The organism is Micromonospora sp. NPDC047134, assembly GCF_040643455.1.
GTDB lineage: Bacteria > Actinomycetota > Actinomycetes > Mycobacteriales > Micromonosporaceae > Micromonospora.
In genome coordinates, this window is sequence record NZ_JBEYUI010000027.1 from 1 (window position 1) to 19671 (window position 19671).

General features: G+C 72.3%; 17 protein-coding genes. 4 read left to right on the forward strand and 13 right to left on the reverse strand.

The window, feature by feature from the left end; genetic code table 11:
- Window positions 1-260 precede the first annotated feature (260 nt).
- Both ABZ795_RS24785 and ABZ795_RS24790 read left to right on the forward strand, forming a co-directional pair.
- Entirely contained in the window at window positions 261-2252 is a 1992-nt protein-coding gene (locus tag ABZ795_RS24785; RefSeq protein WP_357532071.1) for an acyl-CoA dehydrogenase, read from the forward strand.
- Between the two features lie 230 nt (window positions 2253-2482).
- Window positions 2483-3007, forward strand: a complete 525-nt coding sequence (locus tag ABZ795_RS24790) for a hypothetical protein (RefSeq protein ID WP_357532072.1) — start codon at window positions 2483-2485, stop codon at window positions 3005-3007.
- A 25-nt stretch (window positions 3008-3032) separates the two neighbouring features.
- Here the strand turns inward: ABZ795_RS24790 and ribH are convergent, their stop codons facing one another.
- The 6 genes from ribH to rpe form a co-directional block, all read right to left on the reverse strand.
- Window positions 3033-3533: a 6,7-dimethyl-8-ribityllumazine synthase gene (gene ribH / locus ABZ795_RS24795; protein WP_357532073.1), complete on the reverse strand. Its 501-nt coding sequence runs from the start codon at window positions 3531-3533 to the stop codon at window positions 3033-3035.
- A 5-nt stretch (window positions 3534-3538) separates the two neighbouring features.
- Entirely contained in the window at window positions 3539-4819 is a 1281-nt protein-coding gene (locus tag ABZ795_RS24800) for a bifunctional 3,4-dihydroxy-2-butanone-4-phosphate synthase/GTP cyclohydrolase II (RefSeq protein ID WP_327026726.1), read from the reverse strand.
- 94 nt (window positions 4820-4913) lie between these two features.
- Window positions 4914-5558, reverse strand: a complete 645-nt coding sequence (locus ABZ795_RS24805; RefSeq protein ID WP_357532074.1) for a riboflavin synthase — start codon at window positions 5556-5558, stop codon at window positions 4914-4916.
- 2 nt (window positions 5559-5560) lie between these two features.
- Complete coding sequence (ribD, locus tag ABZ795_RS24810; protein WP_357532075.1) at window positions 5561-6622, reverse strand: bifunctional diaminohydroxyphosphoribosylaminopyrimidine deaminase/5-amino-6-(5-phosphoribosylamino)uracil reductase RibD; 1062 nt, start codon at window positions 6620-6622, stop codon at window positions 5561-5563.
- 378 nt (window positions 6623-7000) lie between these two features.
- A complete protein-coding gene (locus tag ABZ795_RS24815; protein WP_327026729.1) occupies window positions 7001-7981 on the reverse strand; it encodes a response regulator in 981 nt (326 codons plus the stop codon).
- A 1-nt stretch (window position 7982) separates the two neighbouring features.
- Window positions 7983-8663 (reverse strand): ribulose-phosphate 3-epimerase, encoded by a 681-nt coding sequence (rpe, locus tag ABZ795_RS24820; RefSeq protein WP_357532076.1) that lies wholly within the window; start codon window positions 8661-8663, stop codon window positions 7983-7985.
- 245 nt (window positions 8664-8908) lie between these two features.
- Here rpe and ABZ795_RS24825 point away from each other — a divergent pair, with 245 nt between their 5' ends.
- Window positions 8909-9796: a septum formation family protein gene (locus ABZ795_RS24825; RefSeq protein ID WP_327026731.1), complete on the forward strand. Its 888-nt coding sequence runs from the start codon at window positions 8909-8911 to the stop codon at window positions 9794-9796.
- A gap of 58 nt (window positions 9797-9854) precedes the next feature.
- Entirely contained in the window at window positions 9855-10739 is an 885-nt protein-coding gene (locus tag ABZ795_RS24830; RefSeq protein ID WP_357532077.1) for a septum formation family protein, read from the forward strand.
- Between the two features lie 42 nt (window positions 10740-10781).
- Here ABZ795_RS24830 and ABZ795_RS24835 read toward each other — a convergent pair whose 3' ends face one another.
- The 7 genes from ABZ795_RS24835 to coaBC all read right to left on the reverse strand — a co-directional run bounded on the left by ABZ795_RS24835 (window position 10782) and on the right by coaBC (window position 19659).
- Window positions 10782-12197 carry a transcription antitermination factor NusB gene (locus ABZ795_RS24835; RefSeq protein WP_357532078.1) on the reverse strand — a complete coding sequence of 472 codons (1416 nt, stop codon included), beginning with the start codon at window positions 12195-12197 and terminating at the stop codon, window positions 10782-10784.
- Complete coding sequence (gene fmt, locus ABZ795_RS24840) at window positions 12194-13120, reverse strand: methionyl-tRNA formyltransferase (protein WP_357532079.1); 927 nt, start codon at window positions 13118-13120, stop codon at window positions 12194-12196. Before fmt ends, ABZ795_RS24835 begins: the two co-directional genes overlap by 4 nt.
- Window positions 13121-13125: 5 nt before the next feature.
- A complete protein-coding gene (gene def, locus ABZ795_RS24845; RefSeq protein ID WP_327026735.1) occupies window positions 13126-13686 on the reverse strand; it encodes a peptide deformylase in 561 nt (186 codons plus the stop codon).
- Window positions 13687-13793: 107 nt separating this feature from the next.
- Window positions 13794-14783 carry an AAA family ATPase gene (locus ABZ795_RS24850; RefSeq protein ID WP_357532080.1) on the reverse strand — a complete coding sequence of 330 codons (990 nt, stop codon included), beginning with the start codon at window positions 14781-14783 and terminating at the stop codon, window positions 13794-13796.
- 293 nt (window positions 14784-15076) lie between these two features.
- The gene (locus ABZ795_RS24855; RefSeq protein ID WP_357532081.1) at window positions 15077-17080 is read right to left on the reverse strand and encodes a primosomal protein N'; all 2004 of its coding nucleotides are present in this window, start codon (window positions 17078-17080) and stop codon (window positions 15077-15079) included.
- Window positions 17081-17145: 65 nt separating this feature from the next.
- Window positions 17146-18339: a methionine adenosyltransferase gene (gene metK, locus ABZ795_RS24860; protein ID WP_327026738.1), complete on the reverse strand. Its 1194-nt coding sequence runs from the start codon at window positions 18337-18339 to the stop codon at window positions 17146-17148.
- Between the two features lie 93 nt (window positions 18340-18432).
- Entirely contained in the window at window positions 18433-19659 is a 1227-nt protein-coding gene (gene coaBC, locus ABZ795_RS24865) for a bifunctional phosphopantothenoylcysteine decarboxylase/phosphopantothenate--cysteine ligase CoaBC (RefSeq protein ID WP_357532082.1), read from the reverse strand.
- Window positions 19660-19671: the final 12 nt, after the last annotated feature.

Sequence of the window (19671 nt, forward strand, 5' to 3'; positions counted from 1 at the left end):
AACACCTGCCGATGCCCGAACGTCACCACACCCGGCCTCGCCACCAACACCTCCAGCACAACCAAGATCAGTTGCACTGAACCCTAGAATCCGCCGATCGAGGCCCGCCGCCAACCTCATGATCAACCCTCCGGAGGGCGGGACTACCGGACGGTGTTGGGGTTGGGTTGGGGGTAATGATCGAGGCCACAAGAAGGTGGCTGGGTAAGCTCGATCGGGTACGAAACGCGCCCATGACGATGTCGCCAGAGGTTGCCGCCATGTCCAGTCGTCCGTCCGAGCCTGTCGACCCCGCCCGCCTGCGGGAGGTCCTCGACGGCCCGTGGGTCGGGGTCCGCGAGGCTCATCGTCGCAAGCTCGACGACAGCTTCCTGCCGGTGTACGGCGAGACCGGCGACCAGGCCCGGGAGCGGATCACCCGGCTGCTGGGCCGACTACCGGTCGACGCGGGCATGCCGGCGGCCTTCCCGCCGGAGTACGGCGGCCACGGCGACATCGGCGGCTCGATCGTGGCCACCGAGATGCTGGCCCAGGTCGACCTGTCCCTGATGGTCAAGGCGGGGGTGCAGTGGGGGCTGTTCGGCGGCGCCGTGCTGTCCCTGGGCACCCGGCGGCACCACGACGCCCACCTGCGCGACATCGTCGCCGGTGACCTCCTCGGCTGCTTCGCGATGACCGAGACCGGACACGGCTCGGACGTGCAGCAACTGCGCACCACCTGCACCTACGACCCGGCCACCCAGACCTTCGACCTGCACACCCCGCATCAGGCGGCCCGCAAGGACTACATCGGCAACGCGGCCCGGGACGGTCGGATGGCGGTGGTCTTCGCCCAGTTGATCACCGGAGGGCGGCGGCACGGGGTGCACGCCTGGCTGGTCCCCATCCGCGACGCCCAGGGCAACCCGATGCCCGGGGTGACCATCGGCGACGCCGGACCCAAGGCCGGCCTCCTCGGGGTGGACAACGGGCGGCTCAGCTTCGACCACGTCACCGTGCCCCGGGAGGCGCTGCTGGACCGGTACGGCCAGGTGGCCCCCGACGGCACCTACTCCAGCCCGATCGACAACGACTCCCGGCGCTTCTTCACCATGCTCGGCACCCTGGTCCGGGGCCGGGCCAGCGTGGGGGGCGCCGCGGCGGCGGCCACCAAGGTGGCGCTGACCATCGCGGTGCGCTACGGCGACCTGCGCCGCCAGTTCAGCGCCCCCGACGCCGACCGGGAGGTGCTGCTCAACGACTACCTGGCCCACCAACGCAAGCTGCTGCCGGCCCTGGCCACCACCTACGCGCTGCACTTCGCTCAGGCCGAGCTGGTGGCCGCGATCCACGAGGTGCAGGGCGGTGCCGAGCCGGTCGACGAGCACCGGCAGCGGGAGTTGGAGTCCCGGGCCGCCGGGCTGAAGGCCGCCCAGACCTGGCACGCCACCCGCACCATCCAGATGTGCCGGGAGGCCTGCGGCGGCGCCGGCTACCTGGCCGAGAACCGGCTACCCGGCCTGAAGGCCGACACGGACGTCTTCACCACCTTCGAGGGCGACAACACCGTGCTCCTGCAGTTGGTGGCCAAAGGGCTGCTCACCGGATACCGGGACGAGTTCGGTTCCCTGGACGGCTGGGGACGGGCCTCCTTCGTCGCCGAACAGGTCCGGGAGATGGTGCTGGAGCGTACCGCCGCGCGGGCGCTGATCGAGCGACTCGTCGGCGCCGTGCCCGGCCGTGACGAGGAGGTCGCCGTCACCGACCGGGGCTGGCAGCTCAAGGTCTTCGAGGACCGGGAGAAGCACCTGCTCGACGGCGCGGTCCGGCGGCTGCGCAACGGCGCCGCCAGCAAGAAGGACCGGCCCTTCGACATCTTCAACGACGTGCAGGACCACGTCCTGACGGTCGCCGCCGCCCATGTCGACCGGGTCACCCTGGAGGCCTTCGTCGCCGGCATCGAGAAGACCACCGACCCGGCGGTCAAGGCCCTGCTGTCCCGGGTCTGCGACCTGTACGCCCTCAGCGTCATCGAGACCCACAAGGGCTGGTTCCTGGAGCACGGCCGGCTCACCCCGGCCCGCGCCAAGGCGATCACCGGGGTGGTCAACAGCCTGCTCAAGGAGCTACGCCCGCAGATGGGCACCCTGGTGGAGGGCTTCGGCATCCCGCCGGCGTGGCTGCACTGCGCCATGCTGCGCGAGGAGGGCGACCGGCAGGAGGCCATGGCCGCCCACGACGCCGCCGGTGACCCGCAGACCGTCCCGGCGTGACCGGGCCTGATTCCCGACTGTTCGGTAACGGACCGTAGCGACCGCCATCGCGAAGTGCCACCGGATCCTGGGGCCACATCCTTCATCGACGGGAGCCCCTGATGATCTGGATCATCGAGAGCAAGAGCAAGCTGAGCCGAGTGTTCGCGGCCGACCTCGAGCGCCTGGGTGCGAATGAGGCGGTCGCGACACACGTCTTGCGGTCCGTGCTGAACAGTACGATCGCCGAGATGCGGACCCCGCTCGTGCCTGCGCTGGACCCGGGCGAGCCGGTTCTGGTCCTCGCCCACTCCGGCTACGACCTCGACGCCCGGCACAACCGGGAGGCACCCTGGATCGGCGGGCGCTGGCTGGACGAGTTCGTCCAGGACGTCACGCTGAAGTTCACCCCGGCCGGCCTCAGCGGCCGTACCCTCTGGTTCCTGGTCTGTCACACCGGGCACGACGTCACCGCGCTGGCCGGCCTGCTGGCCGCCGCCGGGGTGGACAACGTGACGATCTACATGCCGACGGACTTCATGTACATCAGCAAGACCGGCATCCCGCACGTGCTGCTCAGCGAGGCGGACCTCGGCACCGTCAACAAGGACGTGGCCCGGTACGACAGCGACTACTGGAGCATCCAGGGCTCGCAGCCCACCGGCAGCTACTGGGCCGGCTGCTCGATCAGCGGGCAGGTGGTCACCACACTGTCCGCGACGGCGGTCGAGGAGGCCGTCCAGGAACAGTTCGACCCCGACGGGACCGAAGTCTGAGCCGGTAGAGGGCCGGGAATCCCGGTCAGACCCCGAAGCCGACGCGCTGGGTGCCGCCGGTGGCGACCTGACGGATGGCCAGGGCGGCCTCCAGCGCGGCGACGGTGGCGGACCAGCCCTTGTCCTCGGCCGAGCCGGGCAGCCCGGCCCGGTCGCGGGCCTGCTCCAGGGTGTCGACCGTGAGCACCCCGTGCGCCACCGGCTTGCCCTCGTCGAGGGCCACCCGGGTCAGCCCCTCGGTGACCGACTGGCAGACGTAGTCGAAGTGGGCGGTGGCGCCCCGCACCACCACGCCCAGGGCGACCACCACGTCACAGCGGCGGGCCAGGGCCTGGGCCACCACGGGCAGTTCCACCGAGCCGGCCACCCGGGCCACCACGGTCCGGGCCCCGCAGGCCTGGGCGGCGGCCACCGCCCGGTCGAGCATGTGGTCGGTCAGTTCACCGTGCCAGCGGGCGGCGACCACCCCCACGGTCATCCCCGCCGCGTCGACCGGGGCCGCGCCCGGCTCACCGAAACCCGCCATCTGTCCTACGCTCCGATCTCGTTGCCGGCCACCGGGCGGCCCATCGGGGCCTCGGCGGTCTCGTCCACGTCGAGCAGGTGCCCCATCCGGTCCCGCTTGGTGCGCAGGTACCGCACATTCTCCGGGTGGGTGCGTACCGGCAGGCTCTCCCGGCCGGTGACGGTCAACCCGTAGCCCTCCAGCCCGGCCCGCTTGGCCGGGTTGTTGGTGAGCAGCCGCATGGTGCGCACCCCGAGGTCGTAGAGGATCTGGGCTCCGGTGCCGTAGTCCCGCGCGTCGGCCGGCAGGCCCAGGTCCAGGTTGGCGTCGACCGTGTCGCGGCCCTGGTCCTGCAACTGGTAGGCCCGCAGCTTGTGCAGCAGCCCGATGCCCCGACCCTCGTGGCCGCGTACGTAGAGGACCACTCCCCGCCCTTCCCGTGCCACCCGGTCCAGGGCGGCGTTGAGCTGGGGGCCGCAGTCGCAGCGCACCGAGGCGAAGGCGTCCCCGGTCAGGCACTCGGAGTGCACCCGCACCAGCACGTCCCGGCCGTCACCGATGTCCCCCATCACCAGAGCGACATGTTCGGCCGAGTCGTTCTCGCTGCGGTAGCCCAACGCCCGGAACACCCCGTGCTCGGTGGGCATCCGGGCCTCGGCGACCAGTTCGACCTGCTTCTCGGTACGCCGCCGGTAGGCGATCAGGTCGGCGATGGTGATCAGGGCCAGGGAGTGCTCGGCGCAGAACTTCTCCAGGTCCGGCAGGCGCATCATGGTGCCGTCGTCGTTGACCAGTTCGCAGAGCACCCCGGCCGGTCGCAGACCGGCCAGCCGGGCCAGGTCGACGGCCGCCTCGGTGTGGCCGGCCCGCCGCAGCACCCCGCCCGGGCGGGCCCGCAACGGCACCACATGCCCGGGCCGGGCCAGGTCGGCCGGGCCGGTCGAGGGGTCGGCGAGCAGCCGGATGGTGTGCGCCCGGTCGGCCGCGGAGATGCCGGTGCTCACCCCCTCCCGGGCGTCCACCGTGACGGTGTACGCGGTCTGTCGGCGGTCCTGGTTGGTGTGGTGCATGGGCGGCAGGTCCAGCCGGTCGCACTCGCCCTCGGTCAGCGGTACGCAGATGAACCCGGAGGTGTACCGCACGGTGAAGGCCAGCAGTTCCGGGGTGGCCAGTTCGGCGGCGAAGATCAGGTCGCCCTCGTTCTCCCGGTCGGGGTCGTCGACCACGACGACCGGCCGACCGGCGGCGATGTCCGCCAGGGCCTGTTCGATGTCGGTGAAGGGTCCCGGCTCGCTGTGCTCGCTCATGCGACGGCCTCCGAGTAGATGGGCGGAATCGGGACGGACATCGCGGTGGTGGCGGTGCCCGACCGGCTGACCGGGCCGCACCCGCCGGCGGCGGTCACGACGCCACCGGCCCGGACAGGTTGAGGCCGGACAGGTCGAGGCCGGGCGGATTGGTGCCGAGCAGCCGCTCGACGTACTTGGCCAACACGTCCACCTCCAGGTTGACCGGGTCGCCGACGGCTCGGGTGCCCAGGGTGGTCAGCGCCAGGGTGGTCGGGATCAGGCCGACGGTGAACCAGTCGGTGCCGACCTCGGCCACGGTCAGGGAGACCCCGTCGATGGTGATCGAGCCCTTCTCCACCACGTACCGCGACAGCCCCGCCGGCAGCCGGAACCGGACGGTCTCCCAGCGGGGTGCGGGCTCCCGGGCCAGCACCTCGCCGACGCCGTCGACATGCCCCTGCACCAGGTGCCCGCCGAGGCGGCTGCCCAGCGCGGCGGCCCGCTCCAGGTTGACGCCGTCACCGGGGCGCAGCCCGCCCAGGGCCGAACGGCGCAGGGTCTCCCCCATCACGTCGGCGGTGAACACCCCGCCGTCGACCTCGACGACGGTCAGGCAGACCCCGTTGACCGCGATCGAGTCGCCATGGCGGGCGTCGGAGGTGACCAGGGGGCCACGGACCGCTACCAGGGTGGAATCCTGCGCCGTCGGGGTCACCCCGACGACCTCGCCCAGTTCCTCGACGATGCCGGTGAACATGCCTAGCCCTCCCTCTTGCGGGGTGACGCGGTGATCCGCAGATCGGGGCCGATCTGCGTAACGTCGGTGATCTCCAGGTCGATGGCCTCGGCGATGGTGGTCACACCCGCGTCGACCAGGGCGGCCGGGCCCGCGCCGAGCAGTCGGGGGGCCAGATAGCCGACCACCCGGTCGACCAGGCCGGCGGCCAGGAAGGCCCCGGCGAGCCTGGGCCCGCCCTCCAGCAGCACCGCCCGTACCCCCCGGGTGTGCAGGGCGGCCAGCAGCGCGGGCAGATCCACCCCGCCGTCCGGGCCGGCGCCCACCTCGGCCGCGGTGGCGATCCAGGTGCGGGCCGCGCCGTCGCGGACCTGGGCGTCGGCCGGGGTACGCCCGGCGGAGTCGACCACCACCCGCAGGGGCTGCCGGATGGCCAGGCTGCCGTCGCGCAGATTGCGTACGGTCAACCGGGGGTCGTCGGCCAGGACGGTGCCCACCCCGACGATCACCGCGTCGACGGTCGCGCGCAGCGCGTGCACGTCCATCCGGGCCGCCTCGGAGGTGATCCACATGCTGGTGCCGTCGGCCGCCGCGGAGCGCCCGTCCAGGGTCGCGGCGTACTTCCAGATCACGTAGGGCCAGCCCCGGCGCATCGCGGTCAGCCAGGCGATGTTGCCCTGCTCCGCCTCGGCGGCCCGGACCCCCAGGTCCACCCGGACACCGGCGGCCCGCAGGGTCGCCGCGCCCCCGGCCGCCACCGGGGTGGGGTCGGGCACCGCGATGACCACCCGCGCCACCTGGGCCTGCACCAGGGCGTTGCTGCACGGGCCGGTACGCCCGGTGTGGTCGCAGGGTTCCAGGGTGACCACCGCGGTGCCACCCTTCGCCCGGTCACCGGCCTGGGCCAACGCGACGATCTCGGCGTGCGGCCCACCGGCGTACGCGTGGAAGCCCTCGCCGACGACCTCGCCGTCGGCGTCGAGCAACACGCAGCCGACCACGGGATTGGGACTTGTCGTGCCGAGCCCGCGCGCCGCGAGTTCGATCGCGCGACGCATCGCCTCGTCCACGGAGACGCTCGCCATCGCCTGGTCCCTGCCCTCTCGCTGGTCCTGGCGCGGGCGGGGAGCGGGGAACAAGCATGCGGCGGCGGAGCCCAGGAACGGCACAGCCGCCCCCGGGACGGGTGGGTGCGCACGCCGAGCTGCGGCGAGCACCGACCCTTCCGATCCGCGCGCTGTCTCCCATCCGGACTGTCTGGGCGCGGACGGACCGCACCCAACCGTCGGCCCCGGATTCTCACCAGGTCCACCGGGCGGACTGACCGCTCCCGGGTCGCGGGCTTACCACGGTCAGACCGTGGATCACCGCCGGTTCGGAATTACACCGAGTCCCGCCAGCGCGTGGTGGGTACTGAGGGAAAGTCTTACACGTAGGGCGGGTGATTTGGCCAGCCCGGCGAGCTACTTCACATGACGGTTACCCGGGTCACCGACGCCGCGCCGACGGTCCACCGCCACGTACGAACCGGGTTGGCTCTTGGCCACGGTTTTCATTTCCGAAGCGATCGTCATGGCCTCAAGTGGGCTGGTCAGACGCTTGTCGGAGTCGGATATGCAGACCCCGATGGACAGGGTCACCAAGGCCGCTTTTCGGATGTTTCCGCGCCGGTCCTTCAGCTCCACGTACCCCCGTTCGCGGTCCGTGGGGTCGTAGAGGGCGTCCGCCGCCTTCTCGAATTGTGCGGAAACCCGGGAGGTCAGCGGCCGGACCTGATCCGGGGTGCAGACGAAGACGAAATCGTCCCCACCGACATGCCCCAGGAAGGCCGGCGGCGGGGCCACCGAGACCACCGCCTGATGCAGGGTGCGGGCCAGGGCGGAGATGAAGTCGTCGCCCCGGACGAACCCGTACCGGTCGTTGACGCTCTTGAACCGGTCGATGTCGATGTAGCCGACCGCGTAGTCCGTGCCGATGCGGACCCGATCGGCGATCTCCCGCCGGATGCGGCTGTTACCCGGCAGCCCGGTGAGCGGGGAGACCTCACGGAACTCCTTGTTGCGGCGCAACGTCGAGGTGACCCGGGCCAGCAGTTCCAGGGTGTCGAAGGGCTTGACCAGATAGTCGTCCGCGCCCGCGCTCAGCCCGTTGACCTTGTCCTGGGTCATCCCCTTGGCGGTCAGCATGATCACCGGCAGGACGGCCGTCATCGGGTCGGCCCGCAGCCGCCGGGTCAGTTCCAGGCCGTCGATGCGGGGCATCATCAGGTCGACCACGGCCAGATCGGGACGCTGACGGGCGATCAGCTCCAACGCCTCCTGACCGTCGCTGGCCAGCATGACCTCGAAACCGTGCAACCGCAGGTTGAACTCGACGAAACGGGCGATGTCCTCGTCGTCGTCGACGACGAGGATCACGTCCTTGCGATCGCCGGCGGCCTCCACCTCACAGCCCGTCGACCGCGCGCTCCGCCAACCCCCGCAGCCGGCGTACCGCCTCGGCCGGATCGTCCGCCCCGTAGACCGCGGTCCCGGCGACGAAGGCGTCCGCACCGGCTGCGGCGGCCTGCTCGATGGTGTCCGCGGCGATCCCGCCGTCGACCTCGATGCGCAGTTCCAGGTGACCGGCGTCGCGGTGCCGGCGGACGGCGCGGACCTTGTCCAGCAGCTGCGGGATGAACCGCTGACCGCCGAACCCGGCCTTGATGGTCATCACCAGCAGGGTGTCGAAGTGGGGCAGCAGGTCCAGGTACGGCTCGATCGGGGTGTCCCGGTCGATCGCCAGTCCGGCCTTGGCCCCGGCCGCGCGCAGGTCCTTGGCCAGCGCCACCGGATCGTCACACGCCTCGGCGTGGAAGGTGACGTTGTAGGCCCCGGCGTCGGCGTAGCCGGGCGCCCACCGATGCGGATCGTTGATCATCAGGTGGACGTCGAAGGGGATCTCGGTGGCGGCGCGCAGACTCTGCACCACCGGCAGCCCGATGGTCAGGTTCGGTACGAAGTGATTGTCCATCACGTCCACGTGCAGCCAGTCCGCGGCGTTCTCGACGGCGCGGACCTCCTCGGCGAGGCGGGAGAAATCGGCGGCGAGGATGCTGGGCGCGACGATCAGCGGCGGTACGGTCACCGGGCCAGTGTACGAAGGCGGTGACCGGCCGCCGGCAGCGCGGCACCGAACCGGACACCACGTGACCCAGAGGTGACCAATGGTGCAGAATGACACCCTCCGGAGACGGAGGCACGCGAAAAGGTGATTTCCGACTGGCCGAAGTGCCGAATCGCGGCGACACTCCATCCGGGACGGTGACGGTAACCTGCTGGCCGTGGGCACGGGAGCCGCAGCCGGGCACCGGCTCCCGGAAAGGGCGGACGATGCGACGCTGGTTCGCGGCGCTGGCGTTGGCCAGTGCGGCTGTGATTGCGTTGAGTGGCTGCGTACGACAGGGCGCGACGGACGGCGACCTCACCGACGACTGGCCGGCCCTGCGGGCACCGACGATGTTCGTCCCGGCCACGGACGCCTGCCTGCCCCGGGTCACCGCGATCGTGCAGGCGAGCACCTACGAGACCGTGGACTGCGCCCGCAATCATCTGGCCGAGGCGGTGCACGTCGGCTTCTTCACCGGTGCGGCGGCCCGCGGCCCACGTCCCTCCCCCGGTTCCGCGGCCCTGCGCGCCGCCCGGGCCGAGTGCGACCAGCGGGCCCGACTGGTCCTCGGCGGCGACTGGCATGTCGCCCGGCTGACCCTGAACATCGCCCTGCCGTCGGTGTCGGCCTGGAACGGCGGCGCGCGATGGTTCCGGTGCGACCTGAGCGAGACCGACAGCATCGACAACACCCGGCCGGTCAACCGCACCGGCAGTCTGCGTGGCGCCCTGATCGGTGACTCCCCCCTGGTGCACCGCTGCTTCGACCCCAAGCTGATCGGCAACAGCCTGAACTACATGGCTCCCGTGCTGTGCACCGAACCGCACGGCGCCGAGTTCGTCGGGGTCTACATCGAGCGGGACATGACCTGGGAGGAGTTCAGCCGGTCCGCCGGCCAGGCCCACCGCCGCTGCATGTCGCTGATCGCCGCGTACGCGGATGTGCCCAACAACTCCGACCTGCCCTACCGCGCCGGCTCGATCTTCTACCCGCCCTCCCAGCGGGAATGGGAGGAGGGCGACCGGGGGGTGCGGTGTCTGTTGTGGAGCGACGACCGCAAGCTCACCGGATCGATGCGGGGGGTCGGCCCGCAGGGGCTCCCGGTGACCTGAGGGTGCCGTATGCTGCCGCTGCGCGTGCGGGGTGCACGGGTACGGGGGAGGTCTACGGATGCGACGGTGGCTGACCGGAATCGCACTGGGCACTGTGGTGGCCCTGGCGCTGGGCGGCTGCACGACACCGGAGGGGACCGACGGCGATCTCAGCGACGACTGGGCGCCGATGGCGGCACCGGTGGTGTTCACCCCCGCGGCACAGACCTGTCACCCCCAGCCTGTGGTGGTCGGTCATCTCCGCGACTACACCCCGGTGGCCTGCGATCAACCGCACCAGGCCGAGACCATGCATGTCGGCACCCTGCCCGAGACCGACGAGAAGGAGCCGCCGGTCGTCGGCAGCGCCGGAATGCGGACCGCCTTCACCGAGTGTGACCAGCAGGTGCGCAAAGCCCTCGGCGCCGACTGGCGGATCGCTCGGGTCAGGTTGAGTGTGGTCCTGCCCTCGCCGCAGGGGTGGACCGGCGGAGCACGCTGGTTCCGCTGCGACGTTCGCGAACTGTCCGACCTGGAGGACTCGACTTCGGTACGCCGCACCGCCAGCCTGGCCGGGGCCCTGTCCGGGTCCTCCCCCCTGCGGCACGGGTGTTTCCAGGCCAAGACCGACGGCAATCTGGTGACCGAGATGGTCGCCGTGAAGTGCACGGCACGGCACCGGGCCGAGTTCGTCGGTGTCTGGAAGGCCCCGAACAGCAGCTACGAGAAATTCCTGAACAACTCCACCCGCAACCATCGGGCCTGCCGCAGCCTGGTCGCCAAGTACGCCAAGGTGCCGGACGACGGCAACCTCGAGTACCGCACCGGCACCATCTTCTACCACCCCGATGAGGACGAGTGGCGCAGCGGCGACCGGGGGGTGCGGTGCTTCCTGTGGAGCAACCGGCGGGAGCTGACCCGTTCGGTGAAGGGGGCCGGCACCCGAGCCCTGCCGATCGGCTGAGTGCGACCGGCAGGGCTCGGGGTCAACCCGCCCCGCAGGGGGTCAACTGCGGCGCAGCATGGCGAGGAACATGGCGTCCGTGCCGTGCCGATGCGGCCACAACTGCACCGTGGGCCCGTCCCCTAGACCCGGCATCCCCGCCGGCAGCAACGGCCGGGCGTCGATGAAGTCCACCGGGGTGCCACTGCGGCGGGCCGCCTCGGTGACGGTCACATGGGTCTCCACCGTGTGGGGTGAACAGGTCACGTAGGCCACCACCCCACCCGGGCGGACCGCTCGGATCCCGGCGGTGAGCAGCTCACGCTGCAACCGGGTCAACGCCGGCAGATCCGAGGGCTGACGCCGCCACCGCGACTCCGGTCGACGGCGCAGGGAACCCAGCCCGGTGCACGGGGCGTCGACCAGCACCCGGTCGAAGTGCCCCTCCGGCAGCTTAGGCTCGGCACCGACCAGCCGTCCGTCGGTGTGCAGCACCGTCACCGGCAGGCCCCGGGTGGCGTTCTCGACCAGACGCGCCCGGTGCTCGGCCACCTCCACCGCGGTCAGCCGGGCCTCGCGCTGGGCCGCCAGGGCCCCCAGCAGCCCGGACTTGCCACCCGGCCCGGCACACAGGTCGAGCCAGCGGCCGTCCGGGCCCTCCACCGGTGCCTGCACCAGGGCGGCGGCCACCAGTTGGGAACCCTCGTCCTGGACGTGGGCCCGCCCGTCGACCACCGCGGCCAGGTCCCCGGGGGCGCCGCCGGCGAGATAGACCGCGTACGGCGAGAAGGCACCCGGGGCGCCACCGGAGGCGTCGGCCAACTCGACCGGGTCGGCCAGGCCCGGCCGGGCGCACAGGTGCACCGGTGGGCGTTCGTTGTTCTCGATCAGCAGCCGGGTGGTCTCGCCGAGGTCCCCGCCGAGGGCCTCCGCGAAGGACCGGACGATCCACTGTGGATGGCTGTGGGCCAGGGCCAGGTGACCGATCGGGTCGGTCTCCATCGACGGCGCCAGCCGGGCCACCCACTTGTCGATGTCGGATGCCGAGACCTCGCGCAGCACCGCGTTGGCGAACCCGGTGGCCCCCTGACCGACCATCCGCACCAGGTCGACCGTCGAGGAGACGGCCGCGTGCGGGGGCACCCGGGTGTGCAGCAGCTGGTACGCGCCGATGCGCAGGGCGTCGCGGACCGGCGGGTCGATGCGCTCCACGTCCCGCCCGGCCGCGGCGGTGAGGATCGCGTCCAGGGTGCCGGAGTGTCGCAGGGTGCCGTAGGTCAGCTCGGTGGCGAAGGCGGCGTCCCGCCCGTACAGCCCCTCGTCCCGCAGGATCGCCGGCAATACCAGATTTGCGTACGCGTCGTCCCGGTTGACCGCGGCGACGGCCTGGTACGCGGCGTACCGGGGGCGGTCCATGGCCGGGCGCGGGGCACGCGGGCCCCGGCGGTCCGTCTCCCGGCGGGGTGCGGCGTCCCTCACGCGAAGTCCTCCCCGGCACTGACCCGGGCGCCCCGCGCCCAGTCGGTGGCCGGCATGGCCCGTTTGCCGGCCGCCCGCACCTCGCCCAGGCGGATCGGGACGGTAGCCGTGCCGACGAGTACCCGCGACTTCTCCACCAGCAGCTCACCGGGTTTGAGGGCGGCGGCGTCCGGGGCCGCTACGACCGGTCCCAGCTTCACCCGCTCGCCCCGGAAGGTCGTCCAGGGGCCGGGTGCCGGGGTGCAGGCGCGGATCCGGCGGTCCACCGCGAAGGCCGGGTCGGACCAGCGGACCCGGGCGTCCTCCACGGTCAGCTTCGGGGCCAGGGTTACCCCCTCGGCGGGCTGGGGCTCGGCCCGGGCGGTGCCGTCGGCCAGGGCGTCCAGCACCGCCACCAGCAGCCCGGCACCGGAGTGGGCCAGCCGCTCCAGCAGGTCACCGGAGGTGTCGGCCGGCCGGATCTCGTCCGTGAGGGTGCCGTAGACCGGGCCGGTGTCCAGCCCCTCCTCCAGTTGGAAGACGCTGGCCCCGGTGATCTCGTCACCGTGCAGCACCGCGTGCTGCACCGGGGCGGCCCCCCGCCAGGCGGGCAGCAGCGAGAAGTGCAGGTTCACCCAGCCCAGCCGGGGGATCTCCAGCGCCACCGGCGGCACCAGGGCCCCGTAGGCCACCACCGGTACGCAGTCCGGGGCCAGCTCGCGCAGCCGGTCCAGGAACTCCGGCTCGCGGGGGCGGGCCGGGGTGAGCACCTCGATGCCGTGCTCGTCGGCCCAGGCGCCCACCGGGGAGCGGACCAGGCCGCGACCGCGACCGGCCGGGGCGTCCGGACGGGTGACCACGGCGACCACCTCGTGCCGGGACTCGGCGACGGCGGCCAGGGCGGGTACGGCGACGGCCGGGGTTCCGGCGAAGATCACACGCATGCCGGTCACCGCCCCAGACCGAAGGGGCTGCCGGCACTGTGCGGGCTCAGCTTGACCGTGGGCGGGGCGGCATCGTCGTACCACTCGGCCTGGCGGATGGCCTTCATCGCCTCCTTGCGACCGGCCGGGTCCAGCCGGTCGATGAACAGCACGCCGTCGAGGTGGTCGGTCTCGTGCTGCACGCAGCGGGCCATCAGGCCGGTGCCGACGATCTGCAGGGGGTCGCCGTAGCCGTTGAACCCCTTGGCGATGACGTTCTGCCGGCGCTTGGTGTCGAAGTACATCCCGGGGATGGACAGGCAGCCCTCCGGGCCGTCCTGCTCCTCGGCGTCCGGGAACTCCAGCACCGGGTTGACCAGGTGGCCCACCACGTCGTCGACATCGAAGGTGAACACCCGCAGGCCCACGCCGAGCTGTGGCGCGGCGAGACCCGCCCCGCTGCTGTCACGCATGGTGTCGGTCAGGTCGGCGATGAGCTTGCGCAGCTCGACGTCGAAATCGACCACCGGATCGGCCGGCGTGCGCAGCACCGGATCGCCGAACAGACGGATGGGCTGGACGGTCACGCGGTTTGACTCCTTAGCGGCGGACAGCAGTGCCTCACCAGTCTACGGAGTGTCCCGGGTCGGCCCGACCGGCGCATCATGATCGCCGGCCGGGCGGCGGGCCGTGGTCAGCCGATGCTGCCGGGCTCCCCGGCCAGCACCGCGTCCCCGGCCAGCAGGGCGTGCTCCGGCAGGGGCAGGCGGATGTCGTGCGCGGCCTCCCAGTCGTGGATCAGGCTGGGGCGGGCCTGCGCGGCGAAGAAGTCGACCGCGCTGGTCGTACCCACCACCGGCTCGTCGACCTCGGCGACCAGGCGGCCGGGGACCATCCGGAAGCCGTTGCGCAGGGCGGCGCTGAGCCGCCGGTGCCCGTTGACCACGAAGAAGTACTCACCGGTGTAGCCGATCTCCAGCGGCTCCAGGCCGGTCTCGCCGGCCTCGGCCACCTCCCCGAGGAAGGTCGAGTCGGAGTCCCACAGGCCGCGCAGACCGGAGACGTCCTCGGTCGGGTAGACCCGCGCGGGATCCAGCAGCAGCAGCGGAGGCGCCCCCCGCAGCACCTCGGGAGCCAGCCGCCCCTCGTAGGCGTCGATGATCCGCTCGATCACCTCGTCGGCCGGGGCCCGGGTGGTGTCGCAGATCAGGTCGTAGTTGCGCAGCCGGGCCTTGTCCACGCCGTAGCGGATCAGGAACCGGCCCCGCTCACTCTCGCTGCGCTCCCGGAGCTTGGCCTTGGCCTCCTCCATGGAGGTGTAGCTCTCGGCCGGCCCGGAGGGGCGCAGCAGCACCCGACGGGCCGCCTCACCCGGCTCGGTGATCATGTGCACCTTGAGGGCGTCCGTGAAGAAGTGCCAGGCCAGCCGCGAGTCCATGACCAGGCTCTCACCGGAGGCGGCGATGTCGCGCTGAAGCTGGTCGACATAGCCGTCGACGGCCTGGTCCAGCTCGGCGTGCAGATTGAGTTGCAGGGCGGTCATCTGACGATCCTGGGCCATCTGCCGGTAGAGGTCCCCGACACTGACCCGGCGCAGCCCCAGCCGCTTGGAGATCTCCACCGACACGGTGCTCTTGCCGCTGCCGAGGTCACCGTTGAAGACGATCGACTGACGAACGGTCACGACTGGCCCACCCCTGATCACGGCTGAATTGAAGCATCGATTTCGCGCCGGACCGACGCGGTCGCGCCGTCCTGCGACAACCCCTACCCTGCGCGCCTGCCGCCGCACCGTGACCTGGAGCGGTCGTGCGCCCCGGCATGACGGGCGACTCTATCACCTTCGGCGGGACCGCCCCGGGGACACGACCAGCGATGGGGGCATCGCCACAGAGGGCGTTGATCGCCTCACATATGGCGACAATTGTCGTGCCGAGCATCACATTCCGTGATCACCCGATCGTAGGGGTGTCCGGGTCAGAACATCGCCAGGGGGTCGATCTGCAGGCGTACCGGATCGGCCGCCTTCCGGGCGCTGCGCACCCCGGCCGCGACATGCAACGCCTCGGCCAGCGCGGCGGCCCGGGCCCGGGGCATCCGGATCAGCATCCGCTCCCGCTCACCGTCGGCCGGCACCGGACCCAGCAGTTGTGCCTGCTCGGGCAGGCGGGCCTGCGCCAACAGGTCGGCCACCGCCTCCGGAGCACCGGTCAGGCTGGCCATCCGTACCGCCGGTGGGAAGCCCAGTTCCCGCCGCTCGGCCAGTTCCCGGGCGGCGAACCAGGCGGGATCCCAGCGCAGCAGCGCCTGCACCGGGGCCAGGGCTCCGTCCGCGACCACCACCACCCGGCCACCCTGGGCAGCCGGGCGGGCCAGGGCGGCCGCCGCCGCCCACCGCCGCAGCGCCTCCTCCCCCGCGCGCAGGTCGGCCCGGGTCAGCAGGGCCCAGGTGTCCAGCAGCAGCACCGCCCCGTAGCCACCGGCGGCGACCGGCTCGGCCCCCGGGGTGGCGATCACCAGTCCGGGGCCGCCGGGGACCTCCACCAGCACCTCCTCCCGACCGGAGGTGCGTACCGGCACCCCGGGGAAGGCCCGGCCCAACTCCTCCGCGGTGCGGCGGGCCCCGGTGACGGAGGCCCGCAGCCGCCGTCCATGGCAGTGCGGGCAGGCGTACGCGGCCGCCACCCGGGCGCACCAGCGGCAGTGCGGGGCCCCACCGGCCGAGGGCAGCGCCAACGGCCCGGCGCAGTGCGGACAGCGGGCCGGGGTACGACAGTCGTCGCAGGCCACCGACGGCAGGTAACCCCGCCGGGGCACCTGCACCAGCACCGGGGACTCCGCCCGTAGCGCCTCCCGGGCGGCGGTCCAGGCCAGGCTGGGCAGCCGGGCGGTAGCCGCTCCCGGGTCCCGGGCCAACTGGGGGTCGTCCCCGGTCGGCGCGACCGCCGGGGCCCGCGCCCGCAGCACCTCCCGGGTCGGCACCACCTCGCGGGCCCACCCGGTCTCCACCAGCAACTGCGCCTCGGCGGTACGGGCGTAGCCGCCGACCAGCGCCGCGGCCCCGTCCAGGTGGGCGCGGGTGAGCAGCACCTCCCGGGCGTGCGGGTACGGCGCCCGGGGCTCGGCGTGCAGGTCGTCACCGTCGTCCCAGATGGCCACCAGGCCCAGCCGGGACACCGGGGCGAACATCGCGGCCCGGGTACCGATGACCACCGGGGCATCGTGGTGGCGGGCGGTGAGGAAGGCGCGGTACCGGCGGGCCGGACCCAGCGCGGCGGACAGGCAGACGTGCCGGTCCGGTCCCAGGATGGCGGTCAGGGCGGCGTCCAGCCGGTCCAGGTCCCGGCCGTCGGCGACCACCACCAGAGCGCCCCGACCGGCGGCCACCGTGGCCGCCACCGCAGTGGCGTACCGCGCCGCCCAGTCCTCCCCCGGCAGGGCCGACCAGACGGCCCGGGGTGCCCGCCCGGCGGCCAGGGCCCGCAGCAGGGCCGGCCCGGCCGGATAGTCCCCCCACCCCCCCGGCTCCGGCCCGCCCGAACCGCTCGGCTCGGTGGGCTCGCTCGGCTGGTTGGCCTCACCCGACGCGGTGGGCTGACTCGAATCGGCGGGCTCGCTGGGTTCGGTGGTCGGGTCGGTCGGGGGTTCGCCGGTACCGGTGCGGGCCAGGAAATCCTTCTCCACCCGGGCATGCCGGGGTGGGACGGCCAGGCGCAGCACATCGGCCAGGCTGCCGGCGTACCGGTCGGCGACCGCACGGGCCAGCCGACGCACCTCGGCGGCGAGCACCGGCACCGGCGAGACCACCTTCTCCAGGTACGCCAGCCGGGGATGCTCGGAGCTGTCGTGGCGTTCCAGCAACCAGCCGTCGACCAGCTGACCGGCGAACCGCACCTTGACCCGCACCCCGGGGCGCGCCTGCGCGTCCAGCGCCTGCGGGACCAGGTAGTCGAAGGGACGGTCCAGGTGGGGCAGCGGCACATCGACACAGACACGAGCGACCGGCGACCCGTCAGCGGGTCGCCGGTCGTCTCGCCTGGTGCCGGTCAGGCTCCCGCGGCCGACTTGAGGTCGGCGGCCCGGTCGGTGCTCTCCCAGGTCAGCTCCGGCAGTTCCCGGCCGAAGTGACCGTAGGCAGCGGTCTGCGCGTAGATCGGACGCAGCAGGTGCAGGTCCCGGATGATCGCGGCCGGACGCAGGTCGAAGACCTCCGTGACGGCCTTCTCGATCGAGGCCACCGGCACGGTCTCGGTGCCGAAGGTCTCGATGAACAGGCTCACCGGGTGGGCCTTGCCGATGGCGTAGGCGACCTGCGCCTCGCACCGCTCCGCCAGGCCGGCGGCGACCACGTTCTTGGCCACCCACCGCATCGCGTACGCGGCCGACCGGTCGACCTTCGAGGGGTCCTTGCCGGAGAAGGCGCCACCACCGTGCCGGGCGTACCCGCCGTAGGTGTCGACGATGATCTTCCGCCCGGTCAGGCCGGCGTCACCCATCGGGCCACCGATCTCGAAGCGGCCGGTCGGGTTGACCAGCAGCCGGTAGCCCTCGGTGTCCAGGCCCAGGCCCTCCAGCTCCGGGGCGATGACGTGGTCCCGGACGTCCGGGGTCAGCAGCGACTCCAGGGAGATGTCCGCAGCGTGCTGACTGGAGACCACGACGGTGTTGAGGCGTACCGGCCGCAGGCCCTCGTACTCGATGGTGACCTGGGTCTTGCCGTCCGGCCGCAGGTAGGGGACGGTGCCGTCCTTGCGGACCGCGGCCAGGCGACGGGCCAGGCGGTGGGCCAGGGCGATCGGCAGCGGCATCAACTCCGGGGTCTCGGAGCAGGCGAAGCCGAACATCATGCCCTGGTCGCCGGCGCCCTGCGCGTCCAGTGCGCTCTCCGAGGCGCCGGTGCGCAACTCGAAGGCGTTGTCGACACCCTGGGCGATGTCCGGCGACTGGGAGCCGATCGAGACGCTGACGCCGCACGAGGCGCCGTCGAAGCCCTTCTTCGACGAGTCGTAGCCGATGCCGAGGATGGTCTCCCGCACGATGGTCGGGATGTCGGCGTACGCCTTGGTGGTCACCTCGCCCGCGACGTGCACCTGACCAGTGGTGATCAGGGTCTCCACCGCCACCCGGCTGTGCGGGTCCTGGCTGAGGAGGGCGTCGAGGATGCCGTCACTGATCTGGTCGGCAATCTTGTCCGGGTGGCCTTCCGTGACCGATTCGGACGTAAATAGGCGGCGTGTCACGGCACTCCTAAGTCAGTGGAAGTCGTTGGGAGTCAGTGGATGTCGTTGGGCGGCAGTGTAGTCACCAAACGGTACGGGTACGTCGATCGTCGTCTAGGGGGCCACTCGTACGAAGGATCGCCCCGAAAGCCTGACGACGACCAGATCCCACACCTCGTCGGCAAGCTCCTCCTTGGACTGTTCGGCCAGCCGGGTGACCGCACCCGCCACGTCGATCACGGTGGCCGCGTTGGTGTCCGCGCCGAAGACCTTGTCCAGCCCCACCTCGTTGATGACGATGAGGTCAGCCCGCTTGCGGGCCAGCTTGGCCCGCCCGTTGGCCTCGGCGTCACCGGTCTCGGCGGCGAAGACCACCAGCACCTGTCCCGGCCGCCGCCGCTGGCCCAACTCGGCGGCGATGTCCGGGTTGGTGACCAGTTCGATGGTCGGGGCCACCCCGTCGTCCGCCTTCTTGATCTTGCCTTCAGCGTAGCTGGCGGGTCGGAAATCCGACGGAGCCGCCGCCATCACCACCACCTCGGCGTCGGCCGCGGCCCGCACCGTGGCCTCCCGCAGCTCGGCGGTGGTGCCCACCCGGATCAGGTCCACCCCGGCCGGATCGGGCAGTGACACGTTGGCCGAGATCAAGGTGACCCGGGCACCCCGGGCCACCGCGGCGCGGGCGAAGGCGTAGCCCTGCTTGCCGGAGGAGCGGTTACCCAGGAAGCGCACCGGGTCCAGGGGTTCCCGGGTGCCTCCGGCGGTGACCAGCACGTGCCGACCGGCCAGGTCGGCCGGGGCGGCCGCGCCCCGGGCCAGGGTCCGGCGGGCGACCGCGAAGATCTCCGCCGGATCGGGCAGCCGACCCTTGCCGGTGTCGGCCCCGGTGAGCCGCCCCACGGCGGGCTCGATGACCCGTACCCCCCGGCCGCGCAGGGTGGCCACGTTGTCGACCGTGGCGGGGTGCTCCCACATCTCGGTGTGCATGGCCGGCGCCAGCAGCACCGGGCAGCGGGCCGTCAGCAGGGTGTTGGTCAGCAGGTCGTCGGCGATGCCGTGGGCGGCCTTGGCCAACAGGTCGGCGGTGGTGGGTGCGACCACCACCAGGTCGGCCTGCTGACCGAGGCGTACGTGCGGCACCTCGTGCACGTCGGCCCAGACCTCCTCGGTCACCGGCTGACCGGAGAGCGCGGCCCAGGTCGGGGCGCCGACGAACCGCAGCGCGGCGGCGGTCGGCACGACCCGCACCTGGTGTCCCGACTCGGTGAACAGCCGCAGCAGTTCACACGCCTTGTACGCGGCGATCCCGCCGCCGACCCCGAGGATGATCCGGGCGCTCATCGCACGCGCAGG